Source organism: Marinobacter salarius (assembly GCF_032922745.1).
Classification (GTDB): Bacteria; Pseudomonadota; Gammaproteobacteria; order Pseudomonadales; family Oleiphilaceae; genus Marinobacter.
In genome coordinates, this window is sequence record NZ_CP136693.1 from 3568274 (window position 1) to 3580403 (window position 12130).

10 protein-coding genes are annotated in these 12130 nt (G+C 57.6%); 4 read left to right on the plus strand and 6 right to left on the minus strand.

All coding sequences use genetic code 11. The features are described from left to right. Positions 1–550: 550 nt before the first annotated feature. Both R1T46_RS16610 and R1T46_RS16615 read right to left on the minus strand, forming a co-directional pair. Entirely contained in the window at positions 551–946 is a 396-nt protein-coding gene (locus tag R1T46_RS16610; RefSeq protein WP_023012172.1) for a hypothetical protein, read from the minus strand. 132 nt (positions 947–1078) lie between these two features. After that, entirely contained in the window at positions 1079–1378 is a 300-nt protein-coding gene (locus R1T46_RS16615; RefSeq protein ID WP_317306235.1) for an antibiotic biosynthesis monooxygenase, read from the minus strand. A gap of 381 nt (positions 1379–1759) precedes the next feature. Here R1T46_RS16615 and R1T46_RS16620 point away from each other — a divergent pair, with 381 nt between their 5' ends. Beyond that, the gene (locus R1T46_RS16620; RefSeq protein WP_407070123.1) at positions 1760–2767 is read left to right on the plus strand and encodes an integron integrase; all 1008 of its coding nucleotides are present in this window, start codon (positions 1760–1762) and stop codon (positions 2765–2767) included. Here R1T46_RS16620 and R1T46_RS16625 read toward each other — a convergent pair. Next, complete coding sequence (locus R1T46_RS16625; protein WP_041336773.1) at positions 2764–3039, minus strand: YrhK family protein; 276 nt, start codon at positions 3037–3039, stop codon at positions 2764–2766. The genes R1T46_RS16620 and R1T46_RS16625 overlap by 4 nt on opposite strands. A gap of 31 nt (positions 3040–3070) precedes the next feature. Further along, positions 3071–3418, minus strand: coding sequence for a 4a-hydroxytetrahydrobiopterin dehydratase (locus R1T46_RS16630; RefSeq protein WP_040474671.1), 348 nt, complete (start codon positions 3416–3418; stop codon positions 3071–3073). Between the two features lie 127 nt (positions 3419–3545). On the opposite strand from R1T46_RS16630, the gene imuA reads away from it, so the two are divergent. Genes imuA through R1T46_RS16645 form a run of 3 tightly spaced genes read left to right on the plus strand, consistent with a single transcriptional unit; the run spans position 3546 to position 8781 of the window. Continuing rightward, positions 3546–4235 carry a translesion DNA synthesis-associated protein ImuA gene (gene imuA, locus R1T46_RS16635; protein ID WP_151981891.1) on the plus strand — a complete coding sequence of 230 codons (690 nt, stop codon included), beginning with the start codon at positions 3546–3548 and terminating at the stop codon, positions 4233–4235. An 8-nt stretch (positions 4236–4243) separates the two neighbouring features. Next, the gene (locus tag R1T46_RS16640; protein WP_075196072.1) at positions 4244–5662 is read left to right on the plus strand and encodes a Y-family DNA polymerase; all 1419 of its coding nucleotides are present in this window, start codon (positions 4244–4246) and stop codon (positions 5660–5662) included. After that, positions 5662–8781 (plus strand): error-prone DNA polymerase, encoded by a 3120-nt coding sequence (locus R1T46_RS16645; protein ID WP_213480177.1) that lies wholly within the window; start codon positions 5662–5664, stop codon positions 8779–8781. The genes R1T46_RS16640 and R1T46_RS16645 overlap by 1 nt, the downstream gene beginning before the upstream one ends. Before the next feature lie 98 nt (positions 8782–8879). Here the strand turns inward: R1T46_RS16645 and ltrA are convergent, their stop codons facing one another. Together ltrA and R1T46_RS16655 are read right to left on the minus strand one after the other, a co-directional pair. Continuing rightward, positions 8880–10271: a group II intron reverse transcriptase/maturase gene (gene ltrA, locus R1T46_RS16650; RefSeq protein ID WP_127401912.1), complete on the minus strand. Its 1392-nt coding sequence runs from the start codon at positions 10269–10271 to the stop codon at positions 8880–8882. 519 nt (positions 10272–10790) lie between these two features. Next, on the minus strand, positions 10791–12125 hold the full coding sequence (locus R1T46_RS16655; RefSeq protein WP_369810904.1) for a sodium ion-translocating decarboxylase subunit beta: 1335 nt from the start codon (positions 12123–12125) through the stop codon (positions 10791–10793). Positions 12126–12130: the final 5 nt, after the last annotated feature.

Consider the following 12130-nt stretch of genomic DNA (forward strand, 5'->3'; position numbering starts at 1 on the left):
TTTTTACCTAAATTAGCTCTATCGCCCTGGCTTGAGCAGCCCTATAACGCCTGCATAAACGGCGCCCGACTAGGGCGTCCGGTGGAGGGCCATCGGCCCGGAACGTATTTAATGCGTTGGTTAGAAGCCGGTCACCCGTTGGTCTCCGGTCCGCACCAAAACGTCCATGCGTACTCCAGAGAAGCCCCGCACCTGCTCGCGGTCCGGCACCGATACACACCATCAACCTACCCCGCTTACTCAAAACTTTCGGCGAACAGCCCCACAACCTGGGAACGTTGCCGATAACCCGTAAAAAACCAATGCCGGCTACCAAATTGGATGCGGAGTTCGATGGCCTTGGCCGTTACCGAAAGCTTAAATCTTTACTCCAGATTTTCCGCCAAGGCCCATGCACCCAACCACCATAAAAATGACCGAGGCCTTGGCTTATAACGCCAATATTCAGCGGCGACCTTTTTGCAGCGCAGCGGAGAAAAGGGCGTCCGGTGGAGGCCCTTCAGGGCCGGAACGAACTGGAATGACTGGTTAGAAACTTTTTGCACGGTCTCTACCTTTCCGATTTGTACACGATCCAGTTCCGATAGGACTCTGGCTTGATTTCCTCAGTTTCCACTGGCTTAACGGGAACCCGGGATAACCACTGCTCTGAGTCAATTTGCTCGAACGTTTCGGACCTAACCTTGTACACATATCCCACCTGATCCCAATCCACCTCGGTATCCTTTAGCACGATACGAGGTGGACGCTCCGAGGTTTCAACAGAGAAAACTGCCCCGTCACCGAGAGGGCGATATGAAATTGCAAAAGGGATTGCCAACTCGCGCTCTGAAACAGCATAAACGCCGTGCTCATTATCCGCCATGCCATATCCAACGCCCTGCGTCGGATTGAGCAGATCTAGCTTTTTTCGAGTACCGTGATACAGATATTCGGGCTTACTCATCGCTCGACTCGTTTCTAACGCCGATGTTAAGCGGCGACCTTTTTGGAGCGAAGCGGAGAAAAGGGCGTCCGGTGGACGGCCGTCAGGCCGGGAACGAACTTGAACGACTGGTTACAAAGCAAGTACACCCGTTTACCCCCGCTGCTCTGCCGAAAACTGATGTTCGATGACTTCATAGTGCTGCACCGAAAGGTCGGGCTCAAGCTGATAAACCTCATCTTCCGGGTAAAGGCGCGCCTGCGAAATATCGTTGCCAGCGAACGCCTTGATCGATTCCAGGTTGTCCCAGTACGTGATGAGGGTGAGTTCAATTTCGGCCGCCAAGGAACGGCGTAAAATCTGAGCGCCGAGAAAGCCTGGTGTTGCGGACGAATCCTTGATGCCGGTTTGGTAAAGATAGCCTGTGAACCCTTCATTGTGGGCTTCAGGCACTCGGCATTTCCATTCCCTGGCGATCATCGCTATGCACTTTCCCTTGCTTTGTAACAGCTAATTCAACGACAAATGACATCTACCAAAAACGCGCCTATTTCCATGCGCCCAGATGTCACTGACCATAATTTCCTTTATTTTCAATGAATTAAAATGCTCAACAACTGCCCAGTCTGAAAATAAGCGTCAATTGTCAAGTTTCACCCAGTACACCTGTTCGCTTATCTGAAATAGATCCTCAACGACTATTCCATATCTTTCATAGAGTTGTCAGCTCATTGGCACAAAATTTACGAAGTTTTGCGACAATTGTCGTATATCTCCGTTTTTCACCGTGAAATAACCCAAAAGTAGGCCTAAAATGCTGTATAAATAAACAGCATGGAGGCTGAGCCGATGATTTTGGATGTACCACCAAAGTTGCCAGACAACCCTACCCGCTTTATGGATCAGCTGCGCACACTGATTCGTAGCCGAAATATGGCCTACAAGACTGAACAGACGTACTGCCACTGGATCAAGCGCTTCATCCGTTTTCATGGTATGCAGCATCCTTCCGCGTGTTCGGCAAAAGAGGTGGAACAATTTCTATCGCACCTTGCGGTGCAGCGTAACAACAGTGTCAGTACCCAGCGGACTGCGCTGAATGCCCTCGTGTTTCTGTTCCGCGAGTTTCTGGAGCAGCCCCTGGATGAACTATCGTTTGAAATGGCACGAAAACCCAGACGCTTACCCACCGTTTTTACCCATGATGAAGCCAAAGCCGTTATCAACGGCCTGGAAGGCGCTCCTCAGTTGGTTGCGCGCCTGATGTATGGCTCCGGCCTGCGAATCAACGAAGCCTTGAGACTTAGAGTGAAAGATGTGGATTTCGGGATGCAGCAAATCATCGTGCGCAGTGGAAAAGGCAATAAGGACAGAACAACCTTGCTCCCGGACTCATTGGCAGAGCCATTAACCCTGCAAATTGACGCTTGCTTGGTTCAGCACAAGAAAGACCTGGCCGGCGGTCATGGCGAAGTCTATATGCCCTTTTCTCTGAATCAAAAATACCCCAGCGGAGGCAAAGAACCTGCCTGGCAATATCTGTTTCCAGCCGCCAAGTTATCCATGGATCCGCGTAGCGGCGTCTTACGCCGGCACCATCTTCTGGATCGCGGTGTTCAACGGGCCATCGGGTTAGCTATTCGTGAGGCGGGAGTATACAAGCAGGCAAACAGCCACGCGTTTCGCCATAGCTTTGCCACTCGCCTACTGGAAAACGGATACGATATTCGCACTATTCAGAAGCTGCTGGGCCACGCCGACGTGCGCACCACTGAAATCTACACACATGTGGTTCGTAAAGGAGGCTTTGGAGTTCGCAGCCCGATAGACGACACCTTCTAACTTTCCCAGCGGCTTTCCGGAATGCGCTGTACGTGGATATGCCCGATCAGGCGAATGGTGGGGCGAATCAGGAATTGGAAACTGCCAATAATGAACAGCCAGATGGCCGCCTTCTCGTGTTCGGGAAACAGAAACAGGACGCTGCCCACCAGAAACCAGATGGCGATCAGGAAATCATTGATGATGCTGAGCACTTCGTAACGGCGCCGTATAACCAGTTCTTCATGGCCTAACCGAAAGGTTAGTGGGTTATCTGTACGGTCTTCAGCCATTACACATCCTGTTTCCGGTGGGTTTGGTGAATTATTGCATGTCTTTGTAGGCTGCGTCGGTGCGCGCCGCCATGATGTAATCGTTTTTGTGCAGGCCGCCTATCTTGTGGGTCCACCAGCGTACGGTGACCTTGCCATATTCCAGAAGGATGGCGGGGTGGTGCCCTTCCTCTTCGGCCAGGTCACCCACCTTGTTGGTAAATGCCTGGGCCTGGGCGAAATTCTTGAGCTTGAACACTCGCTGTAACTGTTCCTCCCCGTCCAGCTCAATCTCCTGCCAGTCGGGTACATCTTTACCCAGGGCTTGCTTCTGATCGGCAGTGACTGTGGGAGCATCTGCGCTGCAGGCTTCACAGCTTTGTTTCGTCAGTTCACTCATTTCAACCTCCATGGTTGATGGCTGTACTACTAAGCGTGGGTTCGTTCCGCCACATTATCAACCCACTGCTTGAAATCCTGTCTTTTTCAGAATACTGTATATTTAAACAGTATATAGAGAACTTTCCATGAGCGAGATTCTGAATACGCTGATGCAGGACGACCGTGTGTGGCAGGGTCAGCACCATACCCGCACTGGTCGGCCAACGGAGCCAACCGGTTACCAGGTGCTGGACAACCAGCTCGGCGGTGTTGGCTGGCCCCGTGGGGCGTTGAGTGAGTGCCTGCTGGATGAGCCCGGCATTGGTGAGCTGCACCTGCTGCTCCCCCTGATGCAACGGCTTTCTCAGGCAGGTAAGACCGTCTTCTGGCTGAACCCTCCCCATACACCCTACGCCCCTGCCCTGGCCCGCGAAGGGGTCAATCTGGATCAGGTCATACTGATCAACACCGAAGACGATGGCGACTTCCTGTGGACACTGGAAAACTGCCTGCGTTCACCGGTCACCGGCCTGGTGATGGCCTGGCCCGGAAAACTGGCTGCCCGTGACATACGGCGCTTGCAACTGGCTGCGGAGGCCGGCAGCAATGTGTGCGTGCTGTTCCGCGAACGGCGTCATGCCGAACAGAACTCCCCGGCGGCGCTACGCCTGGATCTGACGGCAGGAAGTCAACAGGCGCTCAAGGTCAATGTTCTGAAACGTCGCGGCAGTTGGCCCGGCCAATGTTGCTCCGTAGCCATGTCTCACCGGGCGGATCTGGCCTTCCGGGAAGCCCCCCGGGTGGTCCAGGGCCCCTGGGCCGGCAAGACCGGGTAAGGCGTATCATGCTCTGGCTGTACCTGCATTTTCCTCACCTGTTGCTGGATCATATTCGCCGCTCCCGCGAAAACCAGGGGGCGCTGGCTGTTGTGGAAGGCTCCGGCCAGAAGATTATCCAGGCCTGCCCGGAAGCTTATGCCCAGGGAGTACGCGCTGGCATGCGCCTGAAAACCGCTATCAGCCTGGTTCCGGAGCTGCGTATGCTCAGGGCGGACCACCAACAGGAAGCCCGGATACTGGAAGACCAGGCGCGCTGGCTATACCGGTACGCGGCTCATATCGTATTGGTACCCCCGAATGGCCTGTTGGCGGAAGTGGGCAGCCTGCAGCGGCTTTACGGTGGGCTGGCAGCCGTCTGGCAAACGGTGGAACAGGGGCTGGAGGAACGCCAGCTTAACGCCTGGACAGCCATCGGCCACACACCACTGGCCGCCCGACTGATTGCCCGGGCCGGCAAGGGCGAGTGCACGGCGGACAAAGGCCATATCCTGCGTACACTGGGGCAGATGCCCCTGCTGACGGCAGAGTTCGATGACAAAACCTGTACCCGTCTGCAACGGCTCGGCCTGAACACCCTGGATGAGGTCTTCGCACTGCCTGCCAGTGAACTGGCCCGCCGTCTGTCGCCGGAAACCCTCGCGTATGTGCAGAAAATCCAAGGTAACCGCGCGGACCCACAAACACCCTGGCAACCGCCCCACACCTTTCGCCAGCAGGCGGATTTTGTGCAGGAGATTGAGCAGTCCCAGGGCCTGCTGTTCCCCCTGCAGCGCATTCTGTCAGAACTCGAGGAAGACCTGTGCTGGCGACAGCAGGATACCGACAGCCTGCTGCTGGTCCTGCAGCACCGGCATGAGGAGCCTACCCGCATTCGGGTTCGCACCTCCGGCCCCGAGCATCGGGCCGAAGCATTTCTGAATCTTATCCGCCTACGGTTTGAGCAGCACCCGTTAAGGGCTCCGGTGGTCTCATTAGTGCTGTCCGTTAAACGCTTCCTGGGGCGGGAAGCGGCCTCTGGCCAGGATCTTCTGGGTGAAACGCAGGATCTGAACGAAGCCTGGCACACCCTGATCAGCCGTCTGCAGGCACGGCTTGGCGGACATTCATTACGGCAGTTATCGCCGCAGGCGGATCACCGGCCCGAACGGGCCTGGTCGGCCTCCGAAGTGCAGCGGAAAAATCATAGCCGCCTTCCTTCTCCCGACCAGTTACCCCGTCGTCCTTTATGGTTACTCAAAGGGCCACAACCGCTGGCCGAAGCTCCGACCATGTGGTTTTCGGGCCCGGAACGGATCAGTGGAGGTTGGTGGGATGGCCAGCGGGTTCACCGGGATTATTACATTGCCGAGCTGTCCACCGGCCAGCTTGCCTGGGTGTTCCGGGATGTGCGGGATGGCTGGTTTGTGCATGGCTGGTTTGGCTGATGGACAACTTCAGCTATGCCGAACTCTTCTGCTTCAGCAATTTCACCTTCCTGACCGGGGCCTCACATCCCCATGAACTGGCCGAGCAAGCACTGGAGCTGGGCTACTCTGCACTGGCCATCACAGATGCCTGCTCAGTGGCTGGCATTCCTCGGGCCTGGGCCGCACTGAAAGACAGCCCGGTAAAGCTGATCACCGGCAGCTGGTTTGAACTTGACGATGCCCCACCCGGAGCGGTTACTCCCCGCTTCATCCTGCTGGCCCGCACCCGTAAGGGTTATGGTCAGCTTTGCCAGTTGATCACCACTGGCCGACGGCAAGCGGAGAAAGGCCAGTACCGGTTATTCTTCCGGGATATCGAGACCCATTCCCTGGACGATTGTGTGTGCCTGTGGCTGCCACCCTCACCCACTGTTGCAGATGCAGACCAGGCCCTGGCCTGTGGTGAGTGGCTTCAGCGCCTGTTTGAGCCGAATCTCTGGATAGCCGCAGCCCGCACTCTTGAATCCGGAGAGGAGCAGCAACTGGCCCGGGCACGCTGGCTGGCAGACCACCTGCGTTGTCCGATAGCCGCCACCGGAGAGGTGCACATGCACAGCCGCGAGCGGCAACCGTTGCAGGATGTGCTCACGGCCCTGCGCAACCACACCAACCTGGAGAACGCCGGCCATTGCCTGTTCCAGAACGGGGAGCGCTACCTTCGACCATTACCGGTTCTTGATCGCCTGTTTCCGGAAGCCTGGCTCAGGGAAACCCTGGTGATTGCAGAGCAATGTACTTTCGAACCGGGTAGCTTGCAGTACGAATACCCACCGGACCTGGTGCCGGGCGGAACATCACCGGCGGCCTACCTGAAACAACTGACCCAAGACGGTGAACGCCGGCGATACCCAAACGGCACGCCACAAAGCGTTCAGAGGCTGATACGCAAGGAACTAAGCCTGATATCAGAGATGAAGTACGAGCACTACTTCCTCACTATCCAGGATATTGTCGCCTTCGCACGCAGCAAAGGCATCCTGTGCCAGGGCCGCGGGTCGGCTGCCAACTCTGCCGTGTGCTACTGCCTTGGCATCACCGAGGTCAACCCGGCTCGCGTGGAGTTGCTGTTCGAGCGCTTCATCTCCAAGGATCGTGGAGAGCCACCCGATATTGATGTGGATTTCGAGCATGAACGGCGGGAAGAGGTTATCCAGTACATCTACCGGCGTTACAGCCGGGAACGCGCAGCCCTGGCCGCCACGGTGATCCGCTACCGGCCGCGCAGCGCCATCCGGGATGTGGGCAAAGCCCTGGGTTTTGATCCCGCCATGGTGGAACAGCTTTTGGAAGGCATCGATTGGCGGGACAAGGCCAGCAACTGGCGCCAGCAGATTCTCGACAAACACCTCACCCGCAACCCGAAAGTGGCCGACCAGTTCTTTACTCTGGTGAATACCCTGTTGGGCTTCCCTCGCCACCTGTCCCAGCATGTCGGTGGTTTTGTCATCAGTGCCGGACCATTGGCCGAATTGGTACCAGTGGAGAACGCGGCCATGGCGGACCGTACCGTCATACAGTGGGACAAGGACGATCTGGAAAGCCTGGGCCTGATGAAAGTGGACGTGCTTGCCCTGGGCATGCTCACGGCCATCCGCAAGGCCTTGGACCTGATCAGTGAGGAAAAGGGTGCTCCTTTTTCCATGCAGGATATTCCCCTGGAAGATCCCGCCACCTATGCCATGTTGCAAAAAGGCGACAGCATCGGTGTTTTCCAGGTGGAATCCCGTGCCCAGATCAACATGTTGCCGCGTCTGAAACCGGAAAAGTACTACGATCTGGTGATCGAGGTGGCCATCGTCCGCCCCGGCCCTATCCAGGGTGACATGGTTCACCCCTATCTGCGTCGCAAGCATGGCCTGGAGCCGGTGGACTATCCCAACGACGCTGTACGGAACGTTCTGGAGCGCACCCTGGGTGTGCCTATCTTCCAGGAGCAGGTGATCAAGCTGGCCATGGTGGCCGCTGGCTTCTCTGCCGGTGAAGCCGACCAGCTCCGCCGTGCGATGGCTGCCTGGAAGTCCCACGGCGACCTGACGCCATTTCGGGACAAGTTGATCAACGGCATGCTGGAACGGGGCCACGATGCCGATTTCGCCGAACGGTTATACCTGCAAATCTGCGGGTTCGGCGGTTACGGCTTTCCCGAATCCCACGCCGCCAGTTTTGCGCTGCTGGTGTATGTGTCCTCCTGGATTAAACGCCACTACCCAGCCGCTTTCTACTGCGCCCTGCTCAACAGCCAACCCATGGGATTCTATTCACCGTCCCAACTGGTCCAGGACGCCCGTCGTCATGACGTCACCGTGCTACCACCGGATGTAAACCACAGCCAATGGAATCACACCCTGGAGTCGCCTAATCGTCATTTGCGTCTGGGGCTCAGGCTCATACAGGGCCTCTCTGCCAGCGGCGCCGAGCGCCTTTACAACAATCGCCCGGCTGAAGGTTACCGGTCCACCGCCGAACTACGTCACCTGGCCGGCCTGAACCAACGCGACATGGAACTGCTCGCAGGCGCTAACGCCATGCCAGCGTTTACCACTAATCGCCATCAGGCTTACTGGCAACTGCTTGAGCACGAACAGCCCGCGGAGCTCTTTGCCAAAGAGACAGCGGCTCATTACCAGCCAGAACACTGTTACCAGTTGCCCGAACCCACGGAAGGCCAGAATGTACTGGCCGACTACGCCAGCCAGGGCCTGACCTTGCAGCGCCATCCCCTGGCCCTGCTCCGGGAACAGGGGCACCTGAAGTTCTGTCTCAACGCTGAACAACTCAAGAATATCCAGCCTGGCCGACCGGTTCAGGTTGCTGGCCTTGTCACAGGCCGCCAACGCCCCGGCTCCGCCTCCGGCGTCACCTTCGTTACCCTGGAAGACGAAACTGGAAACGTAAACGTGGTGGTCTGGCTGGAAACCGCACGGCGGCAGCGCAAGCCGTTGATAACGGCCCGGTTGTTACATGTGAAAGGGATCCTGGAAAGAGAAGGCGATATTGTTCACGTGATGGCAGGAAGGCTGTCGGATTTGAGCCATCTGATTCAGACGTTACCGGTTAATTCCCGGGATTTTCATTGATGAAGCACCATTGCGGAGGCGACTAAATCGAGTAGGAGGGGGAGTTACCTCCCCCGTCCTCTCACACCACCGGGCATACGGTTCCGTACCACGGCGGTTCATGGTCGGCTCTGAAGCCGAGTCATCGTATCCAGCAAGCTTACCAGAGACAGACGGTCGAATACCCTCTTAGGCAGGGCCGCGTTCATATGAGTCGCGCCACTGTTCCACCAGGGTCCACGACCATTGGTCGCGCTCCTCCAAGCCCTTATCTCAGTCAAGCCTAGCCGTACCAGGTTGCGGGCCCGCGTGCGGGTCCGCTTCCACTGCTGCCACAGGATCAGGCGAAGCCGCCGTCTTATCCAGCCATCCAGGGCTTCGACCGAACGCTTCGAGGCGGTCAGGCGATAGTAATTTGCCCAGCCTCTCAGCACCGGGTTCAGGTTCCGGATGGTGGTCGTCAACGACTGTCCCCGTGACCGTTTCAGCAGGGGGCGAAGCTTGGCCATGAAGGCCTTCAGGCTTTTGGGCGCGACTCTCAACCGGACCTGACGTTTATGCCAGCTCACGCTGTAACCCAGAAAGCTCCGACGCCAGGGGCGGTCCACGGCGCTTTTCACCGTATTCACCTTCAGGCGCAAGCGCGTTTCCAGGAAGTGGGTAATACTGGCCATCACCCGTTCGCCGGATCTTTTGCTGCTGACGTAAATGTTGCAGTCGTCCGCATAGCGGCAGAACCGGTGTCCCCGCCGCTCCAGCTCCCGATCCAGTTCGGTCAGGAGCACGTTAGAGAGCAAGGGCGACAGGGGGCCGCCTTGCGGCGTGCCTTCCCGTCTCGGGCTGACCAGTCCTCCTTCGAGCATGCCGGCTTGCAGGTAACGCCGGATCAGGGTGAGTATCCGCCGGTCGGCTATGCGACAAGCCAGCAGGCTCATCAGCACATCGTGGTTGACCCGGTCAAAGAACTGGGCCAGATCCAGATCGACCACCCAGCGGTGGCCGTCGTTGATGTGTTGCTGCATCGCCTTGACCGCCTGGTGGGCACTTCGACCGGGGCGGAACCCATAGCTGTGATCCGAGAAGGTCGGTTCCAGCGTCGGGCTCAGCACCTGGTGAAGGGCTTGTTGGATCAGGCGGTCCTGCACCGTTGGGATACCCAGTGTCCGCTCCCCGCCTTGCGGCTTGGGGATACTGACCCGGCGGACCGGTTGAGGATGGTAGTCTCCGGCCAACAGCCGCTCGCGCAGCGTTGGCCAATGCTGTTGCAGGTGGCCCTTCAGGGCCATCACCGGCATCTGATCGACACCGGCGGCACCCTTATTGGATACCACCCGCTGATACGCACGCATCAGGTTCGGGCGCTCAAGCACCTGTTCCATCAGCGTGTTCGGCTCCGCGTTCGTCCACGAGTGAGCCCCCGCGTCTGCCTCGACACGGACTTCAGTCTCTGCCGGATACCGTCCAGCGCCTTCCTGAATGCCCTGCCCCATCCGGGTCGCTTCTGTCTTCATAAGCACACTACGAGAACTCATCGCCTACTAACGGCCAACCATGTTCGGCCCTTCCGTACGCGGTGACGCACCTACTATGGCCTCGGCTGAGTTCTGGCTCCCCATCCCCACCTCTCGCGAAGTGAGTAGCACAGCGGCAGAGAACCAGACTTCCCAGGGTAAGACGCGTGACCTTCACACTTATGCCCGCCGCATTTACGTCCACACCTTCCGTGCAAGTACAGGGCTTTGACGATAGTTGACGCCTTACCCGGTGTGACCGCCTCATATGCGATTTCTGTTCGTCAGGCCAGTGCTTTGCCTGCGGCTTCCTTCAGATTCCATCTCACGATGGACACCCTTGCCGTCCGGCTAGTGGTTCCCCTTGCCGGGTCCACAGGGGACTTGCACCCCCAAGTCATCCGGCCAGCACCACCTGTACCGGAACAGCGCCCGTCAAGGCGCTACGCGCCATGCCTGGCGCACAACAAGAAAGCCCCGCAAAAGCGGGGCCTTCTCTCAGGTGCTGAAGTGAAACAATCAGCTAAGCAGCTTGATCATCACACCTGCAGCCACCGCAGAGCCGATAACACCGGCCACATTTGGCCCCATGGCGTGCATCAGCAGGAAGTTCTGCGGGTTGGCCTCAAGGCCGACCTTGTTGGATACCCTTGCAGCCATCGGCACCGCAGACACACCAGCGGAACCAATCAGCGGGTTGATAGCTTCCTTGGTGAAGCGGTTCATCAGCTTCGCCATCAGAACACCACACGCAGTACCCACAGCAAAGGCCACAATACCCAGGCCCAGGATACCCAGCGTCTGCGCATCCAGGAACTTGTCAGCCATCAGCTTGGAGCCAACCGACAGGCCCAGGAAAATCGTTGTGATATTGATCAGTGCGTTCTGGGCAGTATCGCTCAGGCGCTCGACCACGCCACACTCGCGCATCAGGTTACCAAAGCAGAACATACCCAGAAGCGGCGCAGCGTCCGGCAGGAACAGAACCACCGCAATCAGTACCACCAGCGGGAACACGATTTTCTCTTTTTTGCTCACCGGGCGGAGCTGGGACATCTTGATGGCCCGCTCTTTCTGGCTGGTCAGCGCCTTCATGATCGGCGGCTGAATCATCGGCACCATCGCCATATAAGCGTAAGCCGAAACTGCAATCGCCCCGAGCAGGTGCGGCGCCAGAACACTGGACACATAAATGGAGGTAGGACCGTCCGCACCACCGATAATACCGACTGCGGCGGCTTCAAGGATGGTGAAGTCCAGGATACCCAGCCAATCGAGCAATGCAGCACCCAAAACGGTTCCGAAGATACCGAACTGGGCTGCAGCGCCAAGCAGCATTGTCTTGGGGTTCGCCAATAGCGGGCCAAAGTCCGTCATTGCGCCGACACCCATGAAAATCACCAGCGGACCAATGGTGCTACCGATAACCACAGAATAGAAGTTATACAGCATGCCATTGCCATAGCCGAAGTCCTGGGCAATGGCATTTGCCATCGCCATGTCGGAGTAGCTGGCCTCTTTGACCGCCACCTTGAAGGCTTCTTTCAGCTCAGGGGTAATAGCCTGGCCGGCCTGATAAGCAACATCCAGCGGCGCAGCCAGTGCGGCCAGCACCTGCGTAGTGTCGCTCTTCAGGGCGAAATGAATCGCGTTCTCCGCCGCAGTCAGGGCAAGCCCTGCCTCCGGAATATTCGCCAGAATACCGCCGAACCCGATGGGTACCAGCAGCAGCGGCTCGAACCCCTTGCGAATCGCAAGGAACAGAAGAAGAAGGCCGATGGCGATCATGATCACCTGGCCAAGTTCCATATTGAACAGGCCACTACCTGTCCAGAGTGTCATTAATTTATCCATGGAAT